General features: G+C 64.2%; 35 protein-coding genes. 4 read left to right on the top strand and 31 right to left on the bottom strand.

The features are described from left to right. The first annotated feature begins 119 nt into the window (after positions 1-119). Positions 120-281 (top strand): DUF2256 domain-containing protein, encoded by a 162-nt coding sequence (locus ACSHZY_RS16025; protein WP_435170838.1) that lies wholly within the window; start codon positions 120-122, stop codon positions 279-281. Positions 282-466: 185 nt separating this feature from the next. Here ACSHZY_RS16025 and ACSHZY_RS16020 read toward each other — a convergent pair whose 3' ends face one another. Then, positions 467-814 carry a PRC-barrel domain-containing protein gene (locus tag ACSHZY_RS16020; RefSeq protein WP_435170836.1) on the bottom strand — a complete coding sequence of 116 codons (348 nt, stop codon included), beginning with the start codon at positions 812-814 and terminating at the stop codon, positions 467-469. A gap of 142 nt (positions 815-956) precedes the next feature. Here ACSHZY_RS16020 and ACSHZY_RS16015 point away from each other — a divergent pair, with 142 nt between their 5' ends. Further along, positions 957-1,190, top strand: coding sequence for an ECs_2282 family putative zinc-binding protein (locus tag ACSHZY_RS16015; RefSeq protein WP_435170834.1), 234 nt, complete (start codon positions 957-959; stop codon positions 1,188-1,190). A 20-nt stretch (positions 1,191-1,210) separates the two neighbouring features. Here ACSHZY_RS16015 and ACSHZY_RS16010 read toward each other — a convergent pair whose 3' ends face one another. The 5 genes from ACSHZY_RS16010 to ACSHZY_RS15990 all read right to left on the bottom strand — a co-directional run bounded on the left by ACSHZY_RS16010 (position 1,211) and on the right by ACSHZY_RS15990 (position 3,370). Continuing rightward, the gene (locus ACSHZY_RS16010; protein WP_435170874.1) at positions 1,211-1,522 is read right to left on the bottom strand and encodes a phage tail assembly chaperone; all 312 of its coding nucleotides are present in this window, start codon (positions 1,520-1,522) and stop codon (positions 1,211-1,213) included. Between the two features lie 140 nt (positions 1,523-1,662). Beyond that, complete coding sequence (locus tag ACSHZY_RS16005) at positions 1,663-2,067, bottom strand: hypothetical protein (protein WP_435170832.1); 405 nt, start codon at positions 2,065-2,067, stop codon at positions 1,663-1,665. Positions 2,068-2,153: 86 nt separating this feature from the next. Next, positions 2,154-2,600, bottom strand: coding sequence for a hypothetical protein (locus tag ACSHZY_RS16000; protein ID WP_435170831.1), 447 nt, complete (start codon positions 2,598-2,600; stop codon positions 2,154-2,156). 88 nt (positions 2,601-2,688) lie between these two features. Next, on the bottom strand, positions 2,689-2,940 hold the full coding sequence (locus tag ACSHZY_RS15995) for a hypothetical protein (protein WP_435170829.1): 252 nt from the start codon (positions 2,938-2,940) through the stop codon (positions 2,689-2,691). A 10-nt stretch (positions 2,941-2,950) separates the two neighbouring features. Next, positions 2,951-3,370, bottom strand: coding sequence for a phage tail terminator-like protein (locus ACSHZY_RS15990; protein ID WP_435170827.1), 420 nt, complete (start codon positions 3,368-3,370; stop codon positions 2,951-2,953). 26 nt (positions 3,371-3,396) lie between these two features. Between ACSHZY_RS15990 and ACSHZY_RS15985 the strand changes: the two genes are divergently transcribed. Beyond that, positions 3,397-3,588 carry a hypothetical protein gene (locus ACSHZY_RS15985; RefSeq protein WP_435170825.1) on the top strand — a complete coding sequence of 64 codons (192 nt, stop codon included), beginning with the start codon at positions 3,397-3,399 and terminating at the stop codon, positions 3,586-3,588. Here ACSHZY_RS15985 and ACSHZY_RS15980 read toward each other — a convergent pair. From ACSHZY_RS15980 to ACSHZY_RS15910, 15 genes are all read right to left on the bottom strand, one after another. Continuing rightward, the gene (locus tag ACSHZY_RS15980) at positions 3,545-4,012 is read right to left on the bottom strand and encodes a hypothetical protein (protein WP_435170824.1); all 468 of its coding nucleotides are present in this window, start codon (positions 4,010-4,012) and stop codon (positions 3,545-3,547) included. The two genes, ACSHZY_RS15985 and ACSHZY_RS15980, sit on opposite strands and share 44 nt — an antisense overlap. After that, positions 4,012-5,037 carry a hypothetical protein gene (locus ACSHZY_RS15975; protein ID WP_435170823.1) on the bottom strand — a complete coding sequence of 342 codons (1,026 nt, stop codon included), beginning with the start codon at positions 5,035-5,037 and terminating at the stop codon, positions 4,012-4,014. Before ACSHZY_RS15975 ends, ACSHZY_RS15980 begins: the two co-directional genes overlap by 1 nt. After that, positions 5,037-5,396 carry a hypothetical protein gene (locus ACSHZY_RS15970; RefSeq protein WP_435170822.1) on the bottom strand — a complete coding sequence of 120 codons (360 nt, stop codon included), beginning with the start codon at positions 5,394-5,396 and terminating at the stop codon, positions 5,037-5,039. Before ACSHZY_RS15970 ends, ACSHZY_RS15975 begins: the two co-directional genes overlap by 1 nt. After that, positions 5,396-5,872 (bottom strand): DnaT-like ssDNA-binding protein, encoded by a 477-nt coding sequence (locus tag ACSHZY_RS15965; protein WP_435170821.1) that lies wholly within the window; start codon positions 5,870-5,872, stop codon positions 5,396-5,398. Before ACSHZY_RS15965 ends, ACSHZY_RS15970 begins: the two co-directional genes overlap by 1 nt. Positions 5,873-5,874: 2 nt before the next feature. Then, positions 5,875-6,141, bottom strand: a complete 267-nt coding sequence (locus ACSHZY_RS15960) for a HeH/LEM domain-containing protein (protein WP_435170819.1) — start codon at positions 6,139-6,141, stop codon at positions 5,875-5,877. A gap of 56 nt (positions 6,142-6,197) precedes the next feature. Continuing rightward, positions 6,198-7,244 carry a major capsid protein gene (locus tag ACSHZY_RS15955; RefSeq protein WP_435170817.1) on the bottom strand — a complete coding sequence of 349 codons (1,047 nt, stop codon included), beginning with the start codon at positions 7,242-7,244 and terminating at the stop codon, positions 6,198-6,200. Between the two features lie 11 nt (positions 7,245-7,255). Further along, positions 7,256-7,708 (bottom strand): hypothetical protein, encoded by a 453-nt coding sequence (locus ACSHZY_RS15950; protein WP_435170815.1) that lies wholly within the window; start codon positions 7,706-7,708, stop codon positions 7,256-7,258. A gap of 1 nt (position 7,709) precedes the next feature. Further along, complete coding sequence (locus tag ACSHZY_RS15945; protein WP_435170813.1) at positions 7,710-8,810, bottom strand: hypothetical protein; 1,101 nt, start codon at positions 8,808-8,810, stop codon at positions 7,710-7,712. Further along, a complete protein-coding gene (locus ACSHZY_RS15940) occupies positions 8,807-10,159 on the bottom strand; it encodes an anti-CBASS protein Acb1 family protein (protein WP_435170812.1) in 1,353 nt (450 codons plus the stop codon). The genes ACSHZY_RS15945 and ACSHZY_RS15940 overlap by 4 nt, the downstream gene beginning before the upstream one ends. Then, complete coding sequence (locus tag ACSHZY_RS15935; RefSeq protein WP_435170810.1) at positions 10,159-11,565, bottom strand: PBSX family phage terminase large subunit; 1,407 nt, start codon at positions 11,563-11,565, stop codon at positions 10,159-10,161. Before ACSHZY_RS15935 ends, ACSHZY_RS15940 begins: the two co-directional genes overlap by 1 nt. Then, positions 11,513-11,986 carry a DUF2280 domain-containing protein gene (locus ACSHZY_RS15930; RefSeq protein ID WP_435170808.1) on the bottom strand — a complete coding sequence of 158 codons (474 nt, stop codon included), beginning with the start codon at positions 11,984-11,986 and terminating at the stop codon, positions 11,513-11,515. The genes ACSHZY_RS15935 and ACSHZY_RS15930 overlap by 53 nt, the downstream gene beginning before the upstream one ends. A 377-nt stretch (positions 11,987-12,363) precedes the next feature. Further along, positions 12,364-12,981: a putative metallopeptidase gene (locus tag ACSHZY_RS15925; protein ID WP_435170806.1), complete on the bottom strand. Its 618-nt coding sequence runs from the start codon at positions 12,979-12,981 to the stop codon at positions 12,364-12,366. Between the two features lie 552 nt (positions 12,982-13,533). Continuing rightward, complete coding sequence (locus ACSHZY_RS15920; RefSeq protein WP_435170804.1) at positions 13,534-13,905, bottom strand: YgiW/YdeI family stress tolerance OB fold protein; 372 nt, start codon at positions 13,903-13,905, stop codon at positions 13,534-13,536. A gap of 216 nt (positions 13,906-14,121) precedes the next feature. Continuing rightward, the gene (locus tag ACSHZY_RS15915; RefSeq protein WP_435170802.1) at positions 14,122-14,727 is read right to left on the bottom strand and encodes a hypothetical protein; all 606 of its coding nucleotides are present in this window, start codon (positions 14,725-14,727) and stop codon (positions 14,122-14,124) included. Continuing rightward, positions 14,724-14,876, bottom strand: coding sequence for a hypothetical protein (locus tag ACSHZY_RS15910; protein WP_435170801.1), 153 nt, complete (start codon positions 14,874-14,876; stop codon positions 14,724-14,726). Before ACSHZY_RS15910 ends, ACSHZY_RS15915 begins: the two co-directional genes overlap by 4 nt. 61 nt (positions 14,877-14,937) lie before the next feature. Here ACSHZY_RS15910 and ACSHZY_RS15905 point away from each other — a divergent pair, with 61 nt between their 5' ends. Then, positions 14,938-15,075, top strand: coding sequence for a hypothetical protein (locus ACSHZY_RS15905; RefSeq protein WP_435170799.1), 138 nt, complete (start codon positions 14,938-14,940; stop codon positions 15,073-15,075). Positions 15,076-15,083: 8 nt separating this feature from the next. Here the strand turns inward: ACSHZY_RS15905 and ACSHZY_RS15900 are convergent, their stop codons facing one another. The 10 genes from ACSHZY_RS15900 to ACSHZY_RS15855 form a co-directional block, all read right to left on the bottom strand. Beyond that, positions 15,084-15,608, bottom strand: coding sequence for a winged helix-turn-helix domain-containing protein (locus ACSHZY_RS15900; protein WP_435170797.1), 525 nt, complete (start codon positions 15,606-15,608; stop codon positions 15,084-15,086). A 78-nt stretch (positions 15,609-15,686) separates the two neighbouring features. Further along, complete coding sequence (locus ACSHZY_RS15895; protein WP_435170795.1) at positions 15,687-16,070, bottom strand: hypothetical protein; 384 nt, start codon at positions 16,068-16,070, stop codon at positions 15,687-15,689. After that, positions 16,067-16,282: a hypothetical protein gene (locus tag ACSHZY_RS15890; RefSeq protein WP_435170793.1), complete on the bottom strand. Its 216-nt coding sequence runs from the start codon at positions 16,280-16,282 to the stop codon at positions 16,067-16,069. Before ACSHZY_RS15890 ends, ACSHZY_RS15895 begins: the two co-directional genes overlap by 4 nt. Then, positions 16,279-16,554 (bottom strand): helix-turn-helix domain-containing protein, encoded by a 276-nt coding sequence (locus ACSHZY_RS15885; protein WP_435170791.1) that lies wholly within the window; start codon positions 16,552-16,554, stop codon positions 16,279-16,281. Before ACSHZY_RS15885 ends, ACSHZY_RS15890 begins: the two co-directional genes overlap by 4 nt. Then, positions 16,551-16,865 carry a hypothetical protein gene (locus ACSHZY_RS15880; RefSeq protein ID WP_435170789.1) on the bottom strand — a complete coding sequence of 105 codons (315 nt, stop codon included), beginning with the start codon at positions 16,863-16,865 and terminating at the stop codon, positions 16,551-16,553. Before ACSHZY_RS15880 ends, ACSHZY_RS15885 begins: the two co-directional genes overlap by 4 nt. Further along, entirely contained in the window at positions 16,862-17,680 is an 819-nt protein-coding gene (locus tag ACSHZY_RS15875; RefSeq protein ID WP_435170787.1) for a YdaU family protein, read from the bottom strand. Before ACSHZY_RS15875 ends, ACSHZY_RS15880 begins: the two co-directional genes overlap by 4 nt. A 20-nt stretch (positions 17,681-17,700) precedes the next feature. Next, entirely contained in the window at positions 17,701-19,083 is a 1,383-nt protein-coding gene (locus ACSHZY_RS15870) for a replicative DNA helicase (RefSeq protein ID WP_435170785.1), read from the bottom strand. Positions 19,084-19,245: 162 nt separating this feature from the next. Next, on the bottom strand, positions 19,246-19,590 hold the full coding sequence (locus ACSHZY_RS15865; protein WP_435170784.1) for a hypothetical protein: 345 nt from the start codon (positions 19,588-19,590) through the stop codon (positions 19,246-19,248). Between the two features lie 397 nt (positions 19,591-19,987). Then, the gene (locus ACSHZY_RS15860; protein WP_435170783.1) at positions 19,988-20,245 is read right to left on the bottom strand and encodes a hypothetical protein; all 258 of its coding nucleotides are present in this window, start codon (positions 20,243-20,245) and stop codon (positions 19,988-19,990) included. Between the two features lie 77 nt (positions 20,246-20,322). Beyond that, positions 20,323-20,532: a hypothetical protein gene (locus ACSHZY_RS15855; RefSeq protein ID WP_435170781.1), complete on the bottom strand. Its 210-nt coding sequence runs from the start codon at positions 20,530-20,532 to the stop codon at positions 20,323-20,325. Between the last annotated feature and the right edge of the window lie 77 nt (positions 20,533-20,609).

Genomic DNA, 20,609 nt, shown 5'->3' with positions numbered 1-20,609 from the left:
CGCAGCGCTCACGTAACCGTTCGCGGCCGCGATGAAGCTCTTGGTAGCCAGATGATCGAGCATGTCGTTCCCTCCACAGGTTCGTATAACGGTCGTGTGGGGACGAAAGGTACTCTCGCATGAAGATGAAGAAGAAGTCCGAGCTACCGAGTAAGGTCTGCCCGGTCTGTGGTCGTCCGTTTTCGTGGCGCAAGAAATGGGAACGCGACTGGGATCAGGTCGTCTACTGCTCCGAACGGTGCCGCCGGGAGGTAAGGGGCAAGCTGGCGAGCGACAAGTAGGCCTGCCAAACCTGTGCCTAAACCCTATAGCCCACCGCCCAAGCCCGCAGCACCTCGTGCCCCATCCTGTGAAAGATAGCCCCAAGGTTGGCCTTGTTAGCCCAGCCAGCAGAGGGCGATATAAAAAGCCCCGCGCTGGCGGGGCTTGGTACTCTCAGCTTCCAGGTCTTGTGCCTGATCTGCACTCAGACGAGCGGAGGAGCGTAGACCGTAAAGCCCACATCGTCATCGGTCCTCACGTGCTCCGGCCTGTCCTTGAGTTCGTCCTTCGTCCAGCCGATGTGCGCATGGATGTCGCCACCTACACCATCGTGCACGAACTGAAGCGCGTCGAACGGAACGGCCACGTGCTTCGCGCCGATGCCTAGGAAGCCACCGACATCGATCACCGCGGAACGGATCGTTTCATCTGCCGACAGCAGCAGATCGCCGACAACGCCGACCTTTTCGTGTTCCGGACCATAAACGGAAACACCCGTCAGGTTCTCGATCGTCAGCTCAGCGCCTGTCAGAATAACGTGTTCATGTGACATGGATTGTCTCCTTCTGGCACACAAACGGCGACGTAAGTCGCTCCGTTCCATCAGAAGATTGGTGCCCTGCAAGTTAACGGAAAGTTCCCGTAGACCGATACCGTGATTCCCGCAGAGGTTGAAAATCTCAGAGGGGGATCATATGGCAGAAAACGTATCAGTTACCTTCCAGTGCAAAGCGTGCGGCGCCGACCCAACAACGCTAGAACTTCCCGACAACCATACCGACGACAGCATCGCCAAGTGTAAGCACTGCGGGGCAGTGTTCGGGCGGTATGGGGACATCGTCAAGATGGCCCGCGATAAGCTCAAGGCCGAGATGGTCGCCAAGACTAAGGCGGCCTTCAAAGGGCTCAAGGGCTGGAAGGTCAAATAGAAACGCCGATACCTCTGCCATCACCGCCTCTTCTTCTGCTCTGCCATCAGCGCGTCCAGCAGCTTACCCAGATCCTGGCTCACCTGCGCAGCGTTCTCCTGGATCGGGGCATACGGCGCAGGAACCCGTTCGCCGTTGCTGTCCTGCACCTGTGCCAGATAGGCGCGCGACAGGATCATAAGGGTGTCAGCTTCCCACGGGGTTGGCCTGTACCCGGTGATGGCGGCCCATGCCTGTATCTCCGTCCAGGCGACGGGCGCCGCTGACATCCCGCCGGACGCCAGCGGGCCAACCTGAAGCAGCCAGCCCGCAATATGGTCGTCAAACCCCACGTCGGGCAAGTCGACCCCCTTTCCTCCCTTCGCCAGCTTTTGCCAGCGAGTGGGCGGAGGCGGCGGGGTCGAACCGTCCTTCTGCTTCGGGGGCTTATCCTCGGGCGTCGACAGCCATGCGTGCTGCCGTGCCCAAAGGATCAGGCGGGCTTGCCGTTCCCGAAGAAGTTTCCCCGGTCACCGATGAAGCGGTCGATCTGCTCGCGGATGAAGGGGCGCTCGCGGTAGAGCTTGGCCGCGTTCTCGCGGGTAAACTCCAGCGGGACGCCCTTGTAGACGATGCCCTGCCAGCCGAGGGTCAGGCGCGCCAGCAGGTCGACCGAATGCGCCTCGGCAGCGGCCAGCGACTGGCGCTTCTTGCCGGCCTGCTTCTCGGCCAGATCGGAGAGAGCCGCCCGGAACTCGCGGCTGTCATTGCCCAGCAGGCGAATGGTGATCTTCTCTCCCGCTTCGGTCAGCAGCGGCTCGCCCGTCACCGGGTGCTCAAGTTGCATGTCGGCGCCACGGTCAGCGGCGGCGGTCAGGTCGAAATCTGCGAGATCCATGTGAATGTCCTTTGGTCTGGGGATGATCCGGGTTCATGAGGTGGGCGGCGCGCCCCGAACCACACGCGCCGCCCGTATCACCGCTGTCAGGCGGCGATCTTGACGATCGGGGTGCTGTCGACCTCGATCGTGCAGGCGGCCGTCACGACATCGTCTACACCGCCCACGGTCGGGCGGTAGGACATGACGAGACCGGCCAGCCAGTAGGCGGTGCCGTCCTGCAGCGTGACCTGGAAGTAGGCGGGCTGATCGCTTTCGTGCGCCGTTTCCATGTCCTTCTGACCAGCGTCGGAAGGGTCCAGCGCCATGGTGGGCGACAGGGTGCCGTTGTTGTAGCTTCCCTTGCGCTTGCCGGTGCCGCGCTCGGCTAGGGGCTGGTGGGTGACGAGTGCGAACTCCTTGCCGAACTCGCCGATGTTGGTCACTTCGCCGACGATCTTCGGCGTCAGTGCGGAATAGCCGGCTTCCGTGAAGGTCGCGGGCGCGGTCAGGCTGATCGCGAGGGACGCGCCAGCTGCGGTTTGCCATGCCATCAGCATGTCTCCTATGGATGTGAAAAAGCGCCGCGCGGGCGCGGGGATATCCGGAAGCCGGATGAGGTGTCGCCCGAAGGCGAAAATGTCAGTGGGTCAGCGGCCCGTCGAACTCGACTAGCACGTCGCCGTCGAGGTCGGTCACGGCCAGAACCTTGCCGGTGTAGGTCACGCCGTCATCGAGGGTGAAGGACAGCTTGCTGCCCTTGCGCGGAGCCTCGCCCTTGAAGCGCGCGTGCGGCTTCATCTCGTGGCCGACCCGCATCGGGATCAGCTTCACGCCGGTCATCGGCGCGGCATCGGCCTTCGCTTCGATTTTAGGTTCGTCCTTCGCAGCCATGGGGGCTCTCCTACTGAAGGGATGTTTCGTAGCGGAGCTGCACGGTTTGGTGCCACCAGCCGCCGTCCTGATAGGCACCGGTGACCGATGCCTTCTCCCGAACCCTGACACTCTGCCCGTCGTATTCCAGCAGCAGGTCGGCCGGGAAGGCCGTCGCGATCTGCGCGGCTGCCTCACGCCACACTTCCCGCTCCTGCTTGTCGCTCATCGGGATGGAGAGCCGCAGGATGATCGAGCCGCGGAGCCGGTGCGGGTCTGCAGCGCGCAGGGATCGTCGTTCCGCCGGCGTCATCACCTCGGAAACCGCGAGATAGGCGCTGTCGGGCGCGAACGCTTCGCCCGGCCACGCCACCGGAAGCGTTCCGGCAGCCGTAACGATCTGACCCTTCAGTGCCAGCCAGCTTTTCGTCGCGGCAGTCACTTCAGCCATGCTATGCACTCTCCATGCTCAAACCGATGACCGATTTGGAGATCTACGACACCCTGCATGAGGCGATCCGTCCCTTCCTGAACAGGACGGGCGAGACACCTCACGGCGACACGGTGATCAAAGCCGCCGTGAAGGCGCTGTCTGGCCTTCAGCTCGGCATCCTGCTGATCGAGGCTAAGGGCGAGCAAACGCCCCCGCCACCTGCCCCTGAAGCTTGACGGCTTCCTCTGACACGATGCGCTGCCACTGCTGGGCCACGCCCTCGATGAAGTGGTAGCCTTCTTGGTTGTAGCTGCGGCCCTTGCTGTCCTCGCCCACGAAACCGTTGTTCAGGCGACGGGCATAGGCGGCCTGGAAGCCAAGGTAGACCGTTTGCCCCAACTCTGCGGTTCCGATCGTCAGGGTAATCTCCCCGGACTGATCGCTGAAATCCTTTGCCGTGCTGACTGTCGGCAAGGCGGTGGTGGACGCCAGTAGGGAGCGCCGCAGGTTGCCGGTCTTGATCGGCATCCGGCCGCCTTCGTTGACGGTCTGCCGCACCTCGTTCGCCACCCGCTGGGCGCTGGACCGGAACACGGCCGTCTGGCGCTGCTTCGTGGCGGCTGCCCAGGCGGAGATGGTGGCTGCAAAACCTGACGCCATCAGGTCAGCCCCCAGCTGTAGTCAATGTTCAGCTCCATGTCGCACGTGCAGCGGGCGCAATGACGGGCGCCGCCGGCCGGATCGAGCGGATGCATCATCCGCGTCCCGTCGGGCAGGATGAAGGGCTCTGTTAGCCCCTGCACGGTCTTTCCGTTCATCTGGATGTGCAGCAGTCGCGGCTCCAGCCCGCCGCCGCCATGTCGCCACTTCCGGATCACGGCCTGTTCGGGATAGCCGGTTTTGCCCAGCCCCTGCCGGAAGCTCTCCTGGCGCGCTGCCATGACGGCCATACCGGTCTCGGTGCGCGCGATCGTCTCGGCCCGCAGCGCCAGCAGCCGGTCGCTATAGCGGCCCGTGATCTTCGCCACGTCGTCCTGCGACAGTGTCTTGCCGTCACGGATCGCCTTGGCTATGGCCCGGTCGAAACGCTTGTCGCGGCGGGTCATCTCCAGCACCTTCGCCATCTCGACAGGATCGCCCGACAGCAGCCGCGCGCGCATCGACTGCACGTAGCCCTCCTGCGGACCCGACAGGCCGATGATGCCGCCGGTGCGCTGGTTCTGCCCTTGGCCCACCCGGCCGGCCAGATCCAAGGCGATACGGCTCGGGTGCTGTCCGTGCTGGAAGCCCGACAGGATCGCAGAGCGTGCCGCTTGGCGGTCGGCCTCGATGATATTGGTCACCCGATCTGCGGTCACCTGACGGATGACCTGCTCTGCCGCCGGATCGGCCACGTCGAAGCGAAAGACCACGCGCTGCCCGGGCGGCTGGGGGATGTTCGACGACTGGAGCATGCCCGCCGCCGTGAATGTCTCGTTCAGCACCATCCGGAAGCTGGCATAGGCCGCAGGATCAAGGTTCAGCGCCTCGATGGCGCCGTCCAGATCCTGCCGCTCCAGCCGCTCGACCAGCAGGCGGATCTGCACCCCGTTGCGCAGGTTGGCAATGGCGGCTTCGAACGCCTCCCGCACCCGCGGCTCCAGTTTGGCAAGAAGTTCGGCGAATTGAGCCCGCAGCGATGCCATCAGCCCCTCACGATCAGTCGTAGGACCGCGGGGACGCCGGCGGCTGGGATCGGCGTCACGCGCACGATGGCCCCGCGCTTACCGTCGATGATGATCGTGTCCGTGACGGCCGCATCCATGGCCGGCGGCACGCACAGCACCTCAAGATCGGAGGCCAGCACCGCGGTGCCGTCGACGAAGGCAGCCGAGACACCCTTTACGATAGCGGTCAAGCCTTCAGCCTGCACTGTGGGCTGCACAGGCACCCATGGTTTGGCGGGGTCGGCCTGCCCCGGCACCTCGCGCGACAGGACGACGACGCCCTGCTGCGCGCCGGTCAGCAGGCGCTTGGCGGTGGCCGCGGCACGTTCATAGTTCATCAGACCACCCAAGCACCAATAAGGCGCGCGTTCACCGGCTTCAGGAACGGCGCCAGAAGGCCGTCCAACCCTGCGACCACCGGCACGCCAGCGTCCGCGTTGGCCGGAGGCTGGAAGTATTCCGTCTCGATGACGTCGACCTTCTCCCGCTTCACGATCGGCGCCGTCGGATCGATTGTGCGGGACAGGCTGAACCCCTGCCCTTCGGCCAGTGCGGCCCGGTAGGCTGCCTGCACGACGGCCAGCGGCACCAAGCCATCGGGCAGAGGCCGCCCATTCAACACAACGCCGGAGCGCGGCCACTGATTGGGCTGGTCCACGGCGGTCGTCACACCCTTGAAGCGAGCTCCGAAGGCAGCGTCGATGTAGTCGCTGCCCCGCGCGCGCAGGACAGCCAGGTCTGGCGCGGACACGGGCAAGCTGATGCCTAGGCTGTCCAGCCAATCCGCAAAGCCGTCGTCCGTGCCGTACGCCATGATTAGCCCTTCGCCAGCGCGATCAGGTCGGCCTTCTTCGCGCCTTCCGGGATAGTCACGCCCTTGTCCGTCAGCATGGCCTTCAGCTCTTCGACGGTCAGCTTGTCGAGGTCGGGGCCGTTGAGCACCGGCTCGCCGCCCTCGCCCGCGCCGATCACGTCATAGCGACCGGCCCAGCCCGTGGGCTCTTCCTTCACGTCGAACTCCGTGCCGACGGCGACTTCCCCGGTGGACCCGTAGATCCCCGGCTTCGTGATGCGGATGCGCATGATGCGTCCTCTCTGTCAGGTGAATGTCGGTGCCAGTAACCCGGCCCCGCGCCGGATCAGTTCACGACCGTACTGTAGAACACCCCGGCCCGTCCGTTGATGTCGGCCCGGATCTCGATGCCCATCGCGCCCATGACGAGGAACTGGTAGTTGTCCGTGGGGTTCTGACGGGTGATGGCGGTCGTGTTGACGGCCATGCCGACCAGCGGGCGGATGTACTCGCTCGACGGCACGAAGCCGAAGAACTCGTTGCCCGACAACTCGAACGACACCTCGATCTTGTTGATCCGACGATTGGCCAGAAGCGCATCCCGCAGCGAGCCGATCTTGAAGCCCGTCGAGCCCGAGTAGGGCTTGTCCAGGTTCCGGGCGATCTCGGGCGAAACATAGAGGTTGACCCGGCCGACGACGAGGTTCGCATCCAGCATCGCGCCGAAGGCCCCGTTGATGAAGCCTTCGATCTGGTCGGAGGTGCCGGTGGCAAGGTTGACGCCCGCGCCGCCGGCGCCCGTGCCAAGGTTGATCGCCTTCGACAGCGGCGAGGTCTTGATGCCGTAGGCGGCATAGCCTTGGAACTGGATGTTCGGGTCGCCGTTCAGCGCGTAGAGCGCTTGGTCGCGACGCAGCTTGCGCGTGATCGCGTCCTGATCGTCGGCCAGCGCGTCGAAGTTCTCCGACCGCAGCGTGTTCCATTCGCGCCATTCGCGGCCATAGCCGGACGAGAAGATCGGCACGATGGTCCCGCGGTAGTCGTAGCCGACCTTGTCCAGCGGCACCGGAACCTGACCCGACATCGACCGGACGACGACGCCGGCATCGCCGACGACGCGGGTCATGTGGACCAGCTTCCCGATGTTCACCGGCTTGGCCAGCGGCATCAGGTCGTTCATCCACGCGGCGCCTTCGTCACCCCGCATGACGGCCCGGGTGATGCCGTCGATCTCCAGCCAGGCGTCACGCGGCAGGATGGCGGCCGCGTTGGCGACCTCCGCAAGGGCTTCTTCCGTCCGGTGGAACCATTCGCGGTTGTTGCACAGCTCGGCCCACCATTCGCCGTGCTGGCGCGGGTGGGCGGCCACGAGTTGATCGTCGAAGTAACGCATCTCGCGTCCCCTTAAGCAGCGGCCAGATGACCCTTGGACGCGCGGACGCGGACAAGCTGATCACTGCCAGTGGTGTTGTTGAAGGTCTCCTCCGCGATCGCCACGATGCGGTTGCCCGTGGCGGCGGCAACAAAGCGGCCGGTCGCGTTCGTGGTCAGACCGGAGCCGCGCACGATGTTCTGGCCGGTCGGCACGCGAACGTTGAAGAATTGCTCGTCGAGCATCTCCATCCCGATCATCGTATCCCCAGCCGCCCACTCGGCGTCGACCCCGCGCAGAGCGAGGTAGTTGTCCTGAGCCACGAAAATCTTGGCGTTGGAGGCGGCGCCCGCGATGGCGAACTGGCCCGACGCGTTCAGCGTCACGGCAAGGCCAGGCAACGTTGCGGCGACGGCCTTGGCTTCCTGCACCTGCGGCGTGGCTTCGGTCGCCGGGCCGGCGTAGATCTTGTTGAAGCGCGGCATGTCACGTGCCCTCCGGCAGCTTGAACGTCGGCTTGTCGCTCGCGGCGTTGAACGCGCCATGCAGGGGGGCCGCGCCCTTGTTGACGATCTTCGCGGCCTGCTTGCGGAGCGAGGCGAGGGACAGCTCTTCCGCGGCGTCCTTGTCCAGCAGGTTCGCGTTCACGACCTTGGTCACCAGTTCGGCCTTTTCGGCTTCCTCGGTGGCCTTCTGCGCGTTGATCAGCGCGTCTTGCGCTTCGACCAGCGGCTTCATGGCAGCCGTCACCGCGTTCGTGATGGTGGTGCCGATGTCCTTCATGCCATCCGAGAGGGTCTTCACCTCTGCGGAAAGCGACTGGAATTGCTCATCGGTGATGGGCATGTCGTTCTCCTGATTGTTGAGAGAGGGTTCCCGCTCGGCGGCCAAGGCCCCCAGTAACGCGGCTTTCATGCGCTCCCAGACCGTCGCCTTGTCGCGGCGGTCGAAAGCCTCGATCAGGCGCATTCCGGCCCAGTCGAGCTCGCGGTCGGCATCCTCGATGTACGAGTTGATGACCTCGATTTCTTCGCCGTGATCCACGGCTTTGTTCACCAGCATGCCCACCCCTTGCTCCGGCGTGGCCGCTCCGGCCTCACCGATCAGGATGGCGTCATGGTCGAACAGGATGTTGCGGGCGACCTTCTTGCCGTCGGTGTTCTCCAGCGTGCAGAGCAGGCCCGTGGACGTATGGATCGGCTCGCCCTTCTCGATGGCGTTCAGCACGGCCTTGCCGCCCTCGGTCAGCTTGGCGAACTCCACGTCGATGACCTTGTCCAGCAGGACCCGGCCATCCTCCCGGCGGACGTTCTCGTTGTAGGCGCCGATGCCGTTGCGAATGAAGGCCTCGGTGTGGTTAGCCGCGACGAACTTGCCGCCAAGGGTCGGATGCCCCAGTGGTGCCGGCGTGCCCTCAAGGGTGGCGAAGGAGGCTTCGATTTCTGCGGCCGGATAGATGATGCCGTTCATCACCACGTCATCCGGCAGCGTGGCCGAGGGCACGATGATCTTGTCGCGGCCGTCCCGCTTCTCCTTGCGGATCTTGCCGACGTTGGCGCAGCGGATGTTGACCCGGACCTTGCTCATTCTTCCGTCTCCTCGGGTGTATCGCCTAGGGCCGATGCGGCATCGTCCGGATCGTTTTCCCCGATCGGGGCTTCCAGCGGCTCGTAGCCCGCCACGCCTCGGATCTCGTCAGCGGTAAAGGCGAGTTCGCCACGCGTGCCGGCCTTTTGGTTGATGTCGGCCATCTTCGCGGCGCGATCGATCTTCTCGGACGCCGAGGCCTCCGTGAGATCGGCCCAGTCCAGCGACCAGTCGCGATCCGGCAGCACGCCGAACCGCTCCAAGCGGTCGATCACCGCCATGATGTTCGGAATGACGATGTTCATGCGGCGCGACATGTTCGTCTGCGCCCACTCCTCGGCGTCTTCCGTGCTGGCCCGTTCGCCGGTCTGCGATCCCACGAGGATCTTCATCGGCATGGAGACGGACGCTGCGAAGGACTGAAGCGGGATGCGGTGGAAGTGCTCCGGCGATGGAAGCGTGACGTTGAGCGTCTTTGCCGTGATCCCTTGCAGCATCAGCAGCGAGTCGAGGCCGGTCTGCCAGTCGGTGACCACTCCATCCAGCTTGTCGACGATCTGCTCCACCGGAATGCCGAGAGCTTCGGCCATGTCCTGCATCCGCGCTTCCTTGTCGACCTCCAGCACAGGCGCCGATTTGGCGTTTTTCCAGAAGCCCTCGCCCCCCGATCCGCTGATCTTCTGCATGTCGAGAAGGTCGTTGTAGCCAGGCTGGAGCATCGACTGCCCGAATGTCGATCCATCACGCGACCAGATCACCACCCTATCTGGATGGATGCGGAACTGCCGGTTCGTCTTGGCGTCCCCGACCGCCGTTTCGTTGAACATGAAGGAGAGCGGCTTGCCGTAGGTTGGGCTCGTCTCGTCTTGATCCCACTCCCCCACGACAAGCTGGCCTTGCCAAGCCGGGATCACCTCGACCAGTCCTTCCAAGCCGCTCACATTGGCGACAGGCCGATCCATCGTCAGCCCATCGGCAAACCGGAGGATGACCCCGGCATACTCCCCCACCAGGCTGCGACGGTCGGCCTCCATCAGGGCCTGCCAGAAGCGCAGCAAGCCGAACCGACGGCGGATGTCCTGCTCCAGCGTCGTCTCGTCCCCGTGGTCCTCGGGCTGGACCTCCAGCAGCCACGGGTGGCTTTCCCACGTCTTTCCGATCGTGCGTTCCACGGCAGCTGTGGCCAAGCCATTGCGCTGGTACATGCCGTAGAACTGCTGGAACGCCAGCTGCTCCGGCCAGCCGAAGTCCTTGTAGAAGTTCTGCTTGACGCTGCCCCCGAAGTAGCCGGGGAACATCGTCTCCAGCCGACGGGAGGCCGCGTTTGCGATCCGCGTGTGAATGCCCATCAGCGATGCCTCGATTTCAACATGACCGTCGCTGTGGCTCCCCTCTCACGCGGCGCGAAGGCCATCACGAAGGCGTCGGCGAGGTTTGGCGACGGGATGTCGCGCTTGCTCAGGTCTTTCTTGCTCTCGACCTTCGACTTGCCTGCGTTGTCGAAGTCCTTCCGGGGCGTGGACAGTTCGTCCACCAGCTGGTCGATGTGAGTGCAGCCGCTGGCGATCGCGATCAGGTCCGCCGGATCGTGCTGCTCGCCCTTGTGGATGGCGTTGAACGTGTTGCGGAAGCGCTTGCCGACCTCCCACCACGTCTGGGCCTTCAGGTTGGCGTAGAAGTCCTTGTTCGTTGGAGACCGGGGATCCTTGGCGTCGATCCGCGTCTCCGGGTTCAGGACCGCCCCGCCAGCATTGAACCGGTGGTAGGCGATCTTCGTCCCGTGCTCCGTGTTCAGCGCCTGGAAGTGCGCGCCGGCGAAGGCCCCTACCCCGATGCTGTCATAGTCGATGCTGGCATTGAGCCGCCGCGCCATGCCGTGCACCCGCCCGGCCGACTTCAGCAGCTCATCCTCGCCCGCCTTCCACTCCTCCACCTCGGTGGCGAGGAATCCGTGCGCCGCGGCCGCCGCGTTCTTGTCGTCGCCGCTGTCAGCCACGTCGAAGCCGATCCGCTTCATGCCGCTTGGCGCGATGCCCAGTTTCTTGTGGGCGTCTATGGCGGCGAGGATCCACGACCGCTTGATGATGACCGCGTCGTCGTCCTCGCGCGGCTCTCCGAGGTAGATGTGCCGGAACTCTTCTTCATCCTCGGCCTTCTTTGCCGCGATGATCCGCTGCATGGTCGAGGATAGGAACGGGTTCTCGTTGTAATTGATGTGCCGCTTGATCGTGTCCGGCGGCGTGTTGGTCACGAACCGGCGCCAGACGAAGTCCGTCACCAGCCGCGGGTTGAACAGGATCCAGACCTGCGAGCCTTCCTTCCGGATCGTGGGCTCCAGGATATCCCACTGCTCGGCCGTGAGGTTGTGGGCCTCCTCCAGCCAGAGGATGTCGATCCCCTCCAGCGACTTGATCTCGTCGATGTGCCGCCAAAGCCCGTAGAACATGAACTCCGCGCCGGTGGTCCGGTGCCGGATCGCGTTCTCCGTGATGATGAACTCGTCCTGTAGCCCGAACCGCTCGATCTGGATCTTCAGCAGCGTGTAGACGCTTTCCGCGATCTTGTTCTGGAACTGCCGCGCGCAGAGCACCCGGATCCGGCACTTGGTGGCAAGGAAGATGGCGAAGCCCGCGGCGTCCCACGATTTCGAACTGGACCGCCCTCCGTAGAGGACCCGGTTCCGCGCCGGGGTCAGCCAGAAGTCACGAAGTGCCGGGTTCAGCGTTGGGCGTGAGGTCAGCGTAGAAGTCTGCAAGGGATTTGACCTCCACCGGCCCGCCGCCTGGCCCTGATAGCTCCCGCCTGTTGGTGTAGCTGCCGCCGACTTCCTTCGCCGCCTGTTCCAGCAGAGATGACGCCAGCACCATGTTGCCCTGCGTCTCGGCCTTCTCGCTCATGCGCTGCAGGGCGCGTAAGCGAACCGCACGATGACTGATCCCGATGCGGCTTGTGTCCTCCAAGAACACCTTGCGGGTCTCCTCGAACAACGCCCGCCATTTCGCCGCACAGTCCCGACCCGCCCGCTTGGTGGGGTCGTATCCTTCCACCGTCTGACGGGTGATCGTCTCACCGAACTCCTGCCTGACCGCCGTCACCACTGTGGACGGGCTGTCGAAGCACGCGAGGGCTTGCACGATGAAGGTTTTGACCTCCTCGGCCAGCTTTCCTTGTGCCATGTGGTGTCAGGCCTCAGTCAGGGAGATTCGAATGGATTGGAAGGAAGTGGCTGCAGTAGGAAGTCTAGGACTGGGCGTAATTACATTCCTCGTGGGGCACTGGGTCAGGGCATTTACTTACCGACGAGAACAGCGACAACGTGAATGGGAGCGCCTCAGTGCGATCCTCGACACACTAGAGAACCTCGAGGCCAAAAAGGGGAACTGGTCCCAATTAGCCGCGGCTGCCGAGATGGTCCACCTAACCAAGAACCGACAGGTGGTCCGCCAGCTCGCACGGGAGGCGCGAGATCATTGGAAGGGCTTCGACACAGTTACCGGCGAACAAAGGGGGAGCGACAAGCACATCGCAGCCCTAGATGATACGATCGTAAAACTCACCCGGTTCGGAGGCATACGCCGCATGCTTTCCCGATTGCCGCTGCTGCAATTTCTGGACCCGCGTTAGCCGCATCCACAAGCGCACGCACATGTGTGGCGTCCGCACCATAGCGCCGGACCACGCCGACGAACTCCTCGACGTCGTGTCCACGCATCGCGAACGTCGGTCGACCCGTGTCCTTGTTGAACTTCGGAGCGCCGAATGCATCCACATCCTGGGCGCAGTGGTATAGCTCGTGCTCCACCAACGCGCAGGCTTCGGCGTCCGAGGCTTGCAGCCACCAGTTGGCGTCGATCGTGATGATGAAGTCCGGAATGTCCCCGAACCAATACGTCACCTGCAACACCGCGCGGGCCCGGCTCCACTTGCCCATCGCACCCTGAGGTGATCCCGGCTCGGCGGTGCCGATGACCATGCGGCCCTTCTTGGCATTGGCGACATTCGTCCAGAGGAAACCGATATGAGCATGGCGCAGATGCTCGTGATCCTCGTTCAGCAGATCGGCCGTCTCGGCGATGAAGGTGGACATGGCCCAGTCTGCCAGATCAGGCGAAGGGGCGAACCATGCGTCATGCTCCTCCACCCGCTCCATGTCAGGCATGGGACGTGCCATGTAGTTCTCCATTATGGATGAGCACGGCGGTAGCGATCAACTCCACCGGGCCAGTATCGCGGCTGCTGCCCTGACCACGGGTGCCCGGCCTATGCGAGCAGGACGTAAGCGAACACACCTACGTAGATCAGCACGATGAGAGCGAGCATCTTTTTATCGATCATGCGCCGACCCTAGCGCAGGCACGTCGCCGCATCAACGTTCATGTTTAGTTCCGCAAAGCCGAACCGTAACTACCCGCAGATTATCACCGCGCAGCCAATTACAGTTATGGCGAAAAAAGCGCCAAGAACCCATACCCACACCATAAAAACACTCTCGCCTGTTCGTTTTCTTGTCGGTCAACGACTGAGAGCGGGGTTAGTTCGCATGCTTTGCAAAGGCAATCACCATGCCCGTACGATCCGTCCTCGGGAGGATGACGCCGCATATCGCGTGGCCCAAACCCTTAAGGTGCACCTGAGGCTCGAGAACGTCACCCACCGGAAGGCGGATTGGAAAAGCGCGGCACCATTGCTGGACCGCGCTTCATCATCAGGGTGTCAGGCCGTCCTACTGTATGATCTCCACGCGATCGGCCTCGATGTCGGCGTCGCGCGTCAGGTGGGTGTCGACTTCACCTTCGATCTTCACCTTGGTCGTCTCGGAAACTTCGCGGTTCGGGAAGTCGTCCTCGTCGATCTCGACGTTGATCTCGTTGGTGCCGTCCGAGAGCACGTACATCTCGTCGCTCATCTTGCGGACCAGCATCCCCTCAAGCGTGACATGCATGCCGTCTTTGGGGTCGGCCATGATGTCCGCGATGGTAGCCGTCTCGTAGGCGTCCTTGTTGTCGTCCTTGGTTTCGGACGGCCCGGAGTATTGGGCGAACGCGGCGCCGGAGAAGCCGAAGATGATGCCGGTGGTGAGCATGAGTGTGCGCATAAGGGTCTCCTTTTCGATACCCGGGCCCAACGGAAGTATCCCTTGGCAGTTCCGTGATCGATAGGGACTGCGACATTTCGACCGAAGCCTGGATGTCCGACCTTGATATGCCACACCATGCATAAGGTACGAAAAAGCGCGGCACCCGAAGGCCCGCGCAGTGCTTTGGACATACGTCCTCAAGCACAAAGATAGCACCGATTTTTCGGCATGCAACTACTTCTTGCCACCCATCCAGTATTTTGCCGCTACATCTAGTCCCTCGCGCAACCGGTCGAGGCGCTCCGGCCAGAAACCCTGGTGGCAGACCATCCGCATTTCGCTCCAGACCCATGAGCCCATGCGCTTGTTCAGGTCGCGGCGCTCGTCGGCATCCCGCAGCTCGCTGTGGGTGGGCTCGGCGTCCCCCTCATGCCCGACCGGATCCATGTTCAGGCACGACCGACCACCGGCGACGAGGCGCGTGCGCTCCATCAGCGCGGCGAAGTCGTGGCCCGCTTGGCACTGATCGCTGTCGATGATGCCCTTGGCCGCAAGTTGGTCGAGGACGTGGGCGTGTTCGTCCACCGCGACTGTGACCCCGGCATCCTCTCCATCCCGCAAGACCCAAGACCCCTGCCGGCGGCGCTCCTCGGTGGGCCTCGCCTTCCCTTCCCTGTCTTGCCAGATGTCGGCGGTGACGGCAGCGGAGGTGGCGTCCTTCATCCGCCGCTTCTCGCGCTGTCGCGCCTTCTTGGCATGGTCCTTCGACACCTGCTTGGCCGCCGTGACCTTGGCCTTGCTCGCGGCCGCGATCTGCTGCGCGTAGCGGTCGATGCTCATTGGTCCTCGTCCTCTCGTTCGTCGTGGGTGGCTCGGTACTGATCACGCTCGTGCTGCTCGCGGCGCTCTTTGCGCTTGGCGAGCCGGGTTGCGTCGCGGAGCATCCGAAGCTGGGCGGCGGTGAGGTGGGGCTGAGGGTCAGCGGTCATGGCTCCTCCTGCATGTGAACAAAACGTTGGCTCGCCGGTTGATGGCTAAAGGGAGACCAACATGACCGAGAAAACCGACCAGCAGCGCGACGACGAACCCAAGCGCGACGACGCACCGGCGGGCCAGCCGCAGAGCAAGGACCCCAGCCCGAACCCCGATCAGACCTCCGAGGACGCGCAGGCCAAATACGAGGGCTGACACGGCCATCATGCCCTCCCCTGGCGCAGGACACGCCACCTCTCAGACACGGCGCGTTCACTGCGGTCCAATTCATCCGCAATCACATGCAGATCGGAGCCGCTTTCCATCATGCGGCGCAAATCCTCGTCGTCTTGCTCCGTCCACGGATCACCAGCGCTTTCCCGGGCCATCACCGGGGCGGAGCCGATGTGCAACTTCCGGGTCAGCCGGTAGCCAGTGCCCCAGACCGTTTCGAGCAGATCGGGATGCTTCGCCCGGATGTGGCTTGCCATCACGGCGGCCACTCGCTCGTCCTGCTCGAACCCCGCACCATGGATGGCCGTCATGATTTGCTCTTTGGTCAGGGTGCGAGGATACGCGGCATTGAGGGCGAGGAGCATCTGCGCGTGCTTCTTGGTGACGCCCAGTTGCTTCCGAAGGCGCACCACGTCGTCCGTCGACTGCCCCGTCAGTTGCGTGATGACTTCCAGCGCGTAGGGAAGCCGTTCGGCCGGAGGCAGTGCCATGATCTCTTTGTGGATGGCGTTCATGTCACCCCCACAGGATCACGATGAGGGCGACCAGTAATATCGCCAGCACGCCGAGGATGTGTACGAAGCGGAGGCGCATCATGGGGCCACCTTGCCGTTGATCAGCGCCTGGGAAATTGCCTTCATGTATGCGATCGCCCAGATCTTGTTGGCGTGTTCGGTCGCGATCCGCGCGGCATCGCGTTCGGCTGCCAGCGACCTCAGCGTGTCAGCCACTTTGCGATTGCCATGGACCTTAGCCTCTCGCGCGGCCAGCTCGTCCACAGCAGCGGAGGATGTGTCGATGATGGCGCAGCCTTGCTTCACGGTTGCTCCAGCAATATCGTCAACGCCGGTCGGGGTTGGATGCCGTTCCCCGCTAAGCCCAGCCTCTCGGTATGCTTCCTGCTGGGGCCGCATTGCCACCGATCGGGCGCGGATCGCCGGATCGATGCCGTCCTGATCATGAGGGAAGTCGGTCATACTGCCTCCTTCGGCGGGTAGGCCTCGGCCAGCCACCGGGTGAATGTGTCGTGGTTGCGAATGCGGCCGCTGGCGTCGAACAGCTGCGGCTCGTCCCGGCGCGCGAGGCAGATCACCACGCGCATCCATTCGTTGAAGTCGGTGGAGCGAAGGGTCTGCTTGCAGACCTTCAGCCCGTGGTGGCGGAGGAAGATGGCCTCCCGCAGGGTCATGGGGCTTCCCTCGCGATACGGGCGCGGGCCTGCTGGATGCCGTGGACCACCGTAGTGTGGTCGCGGTTCACCATCTGGCCGATGCGGGTTGTGGACCAGCCGAAGCGTTCCTTCGCCAGCAGGTAGAGGTGCTGGCGGGCGTCAGACCAAAGCCGGGCACGCTGGTCGCCTAGCAGGTCGGCACGATCGATGTGGTAGGCCTCAGCCACCTCGTCAGCCAAGGCCATGAAGCGGGCGCGGGGAGCCGCGACGATGGCTTGGATCTCGCTCATGCCGCGGCCCTCCGCGCATCTGCCCGCAGCGACAGGCTCGTGCCGTCGGCCAGTGCCCGGTGACGCTGGGCGAAGTCGGCCGCCGTCACCCGCCCCGCCTTCACTCGATCGCAGACCATGGCCGGGTCGAAGCCGGCCAGAGTGCAGACGATCTCGAAGTCCGGCGACCCGATCCAGCGACGGGCGTCCGCCTTGACGAAGTCGTAATCCTCGGCGTGCTGCGAGGCCGTGTTGGGGCCGCCCACGGCGCACTTGATGTTCTCGAACAGCACCGCTTCCCACAGGCGCTTCATGGGCAAATGGCGGCTCATGCTGCACCCCCTGCCCGGCGCGGCTGGTCGTAATCGGCGCCGGCCACCTTGCGCAGGAACGCCTTTCGCTTTGCCCGTTGGTCGCTGAGGGGCTGGACGCTGGCGGCCGGAAGCGGCGCGCCACGGCGGGCGGCCACGTCCGCCATCGAGTGCGAGAAGTAGCCGAAGCCCCGCGGCATCCAGCCCGGCTGGCGGCTGCGCTGACGCTCGCAGACCTCTCGGATCACCCGGCACTGGGCGTCGAGGTCCAGTCCGGCCGCCGCCCACTTGTCGGCTTCGACCATGTCGGCCTGCCGGCCGATCATCGCGCCAGTCGGCCCGGTGATGCCATCCGGCCCCACCCCCATCGCCGCCAGCAGCTTTTCCCGATCTGTCGGATCTTGCTGAGAAGCAGCGGCAGTCTCGCGCTCGCGCGTCTGCTGCGAAGCAGCTTCTGGTTCTGGTTTCTGACTATGCTTGAGCAAATCGCTGGCAATTGCTACAGGCGCTTTGTTTGATTTCAACGCCTTAGCTTCTCCGCCCTTCTTTCCTGCTGTCTTCCGTTCCTGCGATATCGAAACCGCTTTCTGGTACTCTTTCGTCAGACGCGGGTTGGTGATCTCGTCCCCCTCGACAGCGAAGAAAGACTGGATCTCGGCCCAGACCGAGGGCCAGCGCTTCGGGCTGACGCGGGTGATCCGGGCCAGTTTGGCCGGGTCGTTCGGCAGCGACGCTCCCGATCGCCACATGGTCATCAGCAAGAGGCAGTAGGCCCCGTGCTGCTCCGTGGTGAGGTGGAGGGTGTCGGCAAGGTAGTCGCCGGGATAGAGCTGCATGAAGGGTGCGGCGGACACGGTCAGTCCTCCCAGATCAGGTTGATGGCGGGATTGAAGCGGACGCGGGCGGTGCCGACCTCACCCTGGCGCTGCTTGGCCACGATGATCTCCAGCCGGTTGCGTGCCTTCTCCATGGCGGCCGCCCAGTCCTCGTGATCCTCCAGAGGATCATCCGGCGCGGGGCGTTCGCGTTCGACGTAGTACTCATCGCGGTAGCAGAAGAGGACCGCGTCAGCGTCCTGCTCCAGCTGGCCGCTCTCGCGAAGGTCGGAGAGCATCGGGCGCTTGTCCTCGCGCTGCTCTACCGCCCGTGAGAGCTGCGACAGGGCGATGACCGGCACGTTCAGTTGGCCCGCCAGCGCCTTGAGGGCGATGCTGATCTCGGTGATCTGCTCGTAGCGTCCCTTGGCGTTCGATTTCAGCAGCTGGGCGTAATCCACGATCATCAGGCGCATCCGCCCATCCATGGCCCGCTGTGCCTGCTTGGCGCCGGCCAGCAGCGCGCCGAGGTCGGAGAAGTGCCGCGACAGGAACATGATCGGCAGCGCGGCCACTTCGCGCGCCGCGTGCATCATGCCTTCTACCTGGTCGTCGGTCATCTCGCCGCGGCGCATCTGGGCATAGCTGGTGGCGAGGCGCTGATGGGCGGTCTGTTCCGAAAGCGCCCGGATCGCCATGGCCTCGGGGTTCATCTCCAGTGACGCGATGCAGACGCCATGGCCAGCCCGGGCCGCGTTGAGGGCCATCGACAGGGCGACGCCAGTCTTGCCCATGGAGGGGCGGCCGCCGATCAGGATCAGTTCGCCGGGAAAGAAGCCGCCGATCATCTTGTCCAGCGCGTAGATGCCCGACTTCACGCCTGTGTCGTCGGTGCCCTCATAGGCGGCCTTCACCTGCGCCAGCGCGGTCGTCACGGCGCTCATCATGGAGACGGGCCCTGCCCCGTCCGAGGGCGCGGCATCGATCAGCGCGGCCTCAAGGCGACCTGCGATGATATGGGCGGCCTCTTCTCCGCGCAGGATCGAAGCTTGAGCTTCTGCCATGGCGGCGACGAGCTTGCGCTTCTGGCGCAGATCCCCCAGCAGCTGGGCATAGCCCTTCACCGAGGACGGAGCCGGAGCGGATCCCGCCAGCCGGACGAGGTAGCCCGGCCCGCCGAGGGACCGAAGGCCATCATGCGACCGCATGGCATCCCCCACCGTCACGGGGCTGACAAGCATGCCATCGCGGTCCCGCTTTGCCAGCACTTCGAAGACGGCGGCGTGGACCGGATCGTTGAACAGGTCGGTGCCACCGGCGCGGATCACCTGCCCCACCCGCTCGGGTTCCAGCAGCAAGGCCCCAAGGACCATCTGCTCGGCCTCGACGCTCATCGGGTTATGGTCGGGGTGCAAGCGTGCCACCTGTGCGTTCATTCGGACCCCCGGCACTCGGCGGCGGCACGCGTGGCTTGCTCCACGAGACGGGCGGCCACGTCGCCTGCGCGCTGCCATGTGTCGGCTGGCGTTGCCTGCCCTTGGTCCGGTGTGATAGGTTTCTGGAAGGCCATGCCGCTGTTCCTTGTGCTAGCGGTGACGGTTCAGGCCCGATGCGGATGCTCCAACATCCTCTCGGGCCGATTTCGTTTCGGTGATCCCCACGGCTGCGAATGCCTCGGCCACCGAGGCGACCACGGCCACCTGCCCCCGCCAGCCCGCGTGCCACTCCACCTGGTCGGCGGTCAGCTTGCGGGCGGACGGGGGCTTGGCCCCGTCCTTCACCTCGATCGCAAGGTTGATCCCGCGATATCCGACGAGCAGATCCGGGCATCCCGAACCGACGCTGTGAAGCGGCTGGACGCTTGCCCCCGCCTTGCGGAGCGCCTTGACGATCTCGGGCTGGTTGGCGTCGACCTTAGCGGCGGTTCTCATCGGCCCCTCCGCAGAATGTCATGGCGGGCTGAATAGATCGCGCTGTTCAGCTTGCCCCGGCGGGGGTCGTTCGGGTGCAGGGCGGCGCGCTCCGCCAGCAACTCCGACAGAGGCTTGCATGCGAGCTTCGGCGTCGGGGCGGTGATCGGCGCAGACGAAGAGGTAGCCCTTGCGGACTTGATCAGCCCAGCGACCGGGGCGGCGATAGCCGAACGGAGCGCGGTCGCTGCCGCAGAAATGACAGACGTGGCTCCCAGGCTCATTCACAAGCCCTCGGAATTGTCTGGGGAAAACTTTCCGCAACGACGAGCTGCGCGAGCAGCCCACCATTCCCCGGCCGCGCCGAGGTGCGTAGCGGCCCAAAACTCGGCCCGCGCAAGGGTGTAGAGGATTGTCTTCATGCAGGCGCTCCCGTCAGAAGGTGAAGGGCGGCGTCTCGTGTCTGTGGGTTGGCAATGGCCTTACCCACGACCCAGCCCTGCGGGGCATTCTTGCCCTCAAACCAGTTCTCGGCGGTGGTCGGATCGACCTGAAAGACGTGCGCGGCGTGGGCCGGGCTGTCGAAGTTCTGGACGATGAAGCGTTGCCACACCTTGGCGAAGGTCTGGCGGTAGCTGAGCACCGCGTGGCGCTCGGAAAACTTTCGGGAGGACATACCTGAGGCTCCGTTCCTATGTTGCGGGTGTGAAGGCGCAACAGAAGCAGCAGAGGGAAGGACGGGGGCCGTGTGCATCACGCGGCCCCTTGTTCTTTGGGTGCGGCTCCATCGGCTGCAATGAAAGCCATGATCCGACCTGCCACATCGAGGGTGCAGCCGTGGTCAGCTTTCAGGCGGCGATAGAGACGGCTGTTGTTCACAGCGCGGCTAGTCACCGTCGCAGGCGCGATGCCTTTGCGGGCCGCGTAAGTCTCAATCTCGGAGATGAGTTCATGTCGGGTCATGCCCCATATAGGGACTTTTGTCCCCCTAATGTCAAGGGACTAATGTCTCCTATCTTGAAGCAGCTTCCAAAGCTATG

The organism is Falsirhodobacter sp. 1013, assembly GCF_051195255.1.
GTDB lineage: Bacteria > Pseudomonadota > Alphaproteobacteria > Rhodobacterales > Rhodobacteraceae > Falsirhodobacter.
This window is presented reverse-complemented; position numbering and strand designations above follow the sequence as displayed.

Bases quoted from the DNA above. Each gene is read 5' to 3' on its own strand.
- ACSHZY_RS16025 (WP_435170838.1), top strand. From the start codon at position 120: ATGAAGATGAAGAAGAAGTCCGAGCTACCGAGTAAGGTCTGCCCGGTC.
- ACSHZY_RS16020 (WP_435170836.1), bottom strand. From the start codon at position 814: ATGTCACATGAACACGTTATTCTGACAGGCGCTGAGCTGACGATCGAG.
- ACSHZY_RS16015 (WP_435170834.1), top strand. From the start codon at position 957: ATGGCAGAAAACGTATCAGTTACCTTCCAGTGCAAAGCGTGCGGCGCC.
- ACSHZY_RS16005 (WP_435170832.1), bottom strand. From the start codon at position 2,067: ATGGATCTCGCAGATTTCGACCTGACCGCCGCCGCTGACCGTGGCGCC.
- ACSHZY_RS16000 (WP_435170831.1), bottom strand. From the start codon at position 2,600: ATGGCATGGCAAACCGCAGCTGGCGCGTCCCTCGCGATCAGCCTGACC.
- ACSHZY_RS15995 (WP_435170829.1), bottom strand. From the start codon at position 2,940: ATGGCTGCGAAGGACGAACCTAAAATCGAAGCGAAGGCCGATGCCGCG.
- ACSHZY_RS15990 (WP_435170827.1), bottom strand. From the start codon at position 3,370: ATGGCTGAAGTGACTGCCGCGACGAAAAGCTGGCTGGCACTGAAGGGT.
- ACSHZY_RS15985 (WP_435170825.1), top strand. From the start codon at position 3,397: ATGACCGATTTGGAGATCTACGACACCCTGCATGAGGCGATCCGTCCC.
- ACSHZY_RS15980 (WP_435170824.1), bottom strand. From the start codon at position 4,012: ATGGCGTCAGGTTTTGCAGCCACCATCTCCGCCTGGGCAGCCGCCACG.
- ACSHZY_RS15975 (WP_435170823.1), bottom strand. From the start codon at position 5,037: ATGGCATCGCTGCGGGCTCAATTCGCCGAACTTCTTGCCAAACTGGAG.
- ACSHZY_RS15970 (WP_435170822.1), bottom strand. From the start codon at position 5,396: ATGAACTATGAACGTGCCGCGGCCACCGCCAAGCGCCTGCTGACCGGC.
- ACSHZY_RS15965 (WP_435170821.1), bottom strand. From the start codon at position 5,872: ATGGCGTACGGCACGGACGACGGCTTTGCGGATTGGCTGGACAGCCTA.
- ACSHZY_RS15960 (WP_435170819.1), bottom strand. From the start codon at position 6,141: ATGCGCATCCGCATCACGAAGCCGGGGATCTACGGGTCCACCGGGGAA.
- ACSHZY_RS15955 (WP_435170817.1), bottom strand. From the start codon at position 7,244: ATGCGTTACTTCGACGATCAACTCGTGGCCGCCCACCCGCGCCAGCAC.
- ACSHZY_RS15950 (WP_435170815.1), bottom strand. From the start codon at position 7,708: ATGCCGCGCTTCAACAAGATCTACGCCGGCCCGGCGACCGAAGCCACG.
- ACSHZY_RS15945 (WP_435170813.1), bottom strand. From the start codon at position 8,810: ATGAGCAAGGTCCGGGTCAACATCCGCTGCGCCAACGTCGGCAAGATC.
- ACSHZY_RS15940 (WP_435170812.1), bottom strand. From the start codon at position 10,159: ATGGGCATTCACACGCGGATCGCAAACGCGGCCTCCCGTCGGCTGGAG.
- ACSHZY_RS15930 (WP_435170808.1), bottom strand. From the start codon at position 11,986: ATGGCACAAGGAAAGCTGGCCGAGGAGGTCAAAACCTTCATCGTGCAA.
- ACSHZY_RS15925 (WP_435170806.1), bottom strand. From the start codon at position 12,981: ATGGCACGTCCCATGCCTGACATGGAGCGGGTGGAGGAGCATGACGCA.
- ACSHZY_RS15920 (WP_435170804.1), bottom strand. From the start codon at position 13,905: ATGCGCACACTCATGCTCACCACCGGCATCATCTTCGGCTTCTCCGGC.
- ACSHZY_RS15915 (WP_435170802.1), bottom strand. From the start codon at position 14,727: ATGAGCATCGACCGCTACGCGCAGCAGATCGCGGCCGCGAGCAAGGCC.
- ACSHZY_RS15910 (WP_435170801.1), bottom strand. From the start codon at position 14,876: ATGACCGCTGACCCTCAGCCCCACCTCACCGCCGCCCAGCTTCGGATG.
- ACSHZY_RS15905 (WP_435170799.1), top strand. From the start codon at position 14,938: ATGACCGAGAAAACCGACCAGCAGCGCGACGACGAACCCAAGCGCGAC.
- ACSHZY_RS15900 (WP_435170797.1), bottom strand. From the start codon at position 15,608: ATGAACGCCATCCACAAAGAGATCATGGCACTGCCTCCGGCCGAACGG.
- ACSHZY_RS15895 (WP_435170795.1), bottom strand. From the start codon at position 16,070: ATGACCGACTTCCCTCATGATCAGGACGGCATCGATCCGGCGATCCGC.
- ACSHZY_RS15890 (WP_435170793.1), bottom strand. From the start codon at position 16,282: ATGACCCTGCGGGAGGCCATCTTCCTCCGCCACCACGGGCTGAAGGTC.
- ACSHZY_RS15885 (WP_435170791.1), bottom strand. From the start codon at position 16,554: ATGAGCGAGATCCAAGCCATCGTCGCGGCTCCCCGCGCCCGCTTCATG.
- ACSHZY_RS15880 (WP_435170789.1), bottom strand. From the start codon at position 16,865: ATGAGCCGCCATTTGCCCATGAAGCGCCTGTGGGAAGCGGTGCTGTTC.
- ACSHZY_RS15875 (WP_435170787.1), bottom strand. From the start codon at position 17,680: ATGCAGCTCTATCCCGGCGACTACCTTGCCGACACCCTCCACCTCACC.
- ACSHZY_RS15865 (WP_435170784.1), bottom strand. From the start codon at position 19,590: ATGAGAACCGCCGCTAAGGTCGACGCCAACCAGCCCGAGATCGTCAAG.
- ACSHZY_RS15860 (WP_435170783.1), bottom strand. From the start codon at position 20,245: ATGTCCTCCCGAAAGTTTTCCGAGCGCCACGCGGTGCTCAGCTACCGC.
- ACSHZY_RS15855 (WP_435170781.1), bottom strand. From the start codon at position 20,532: ATGACCCGACATGAACTCATCTCCGAGATTGAGACTTACGCGGCCCGC.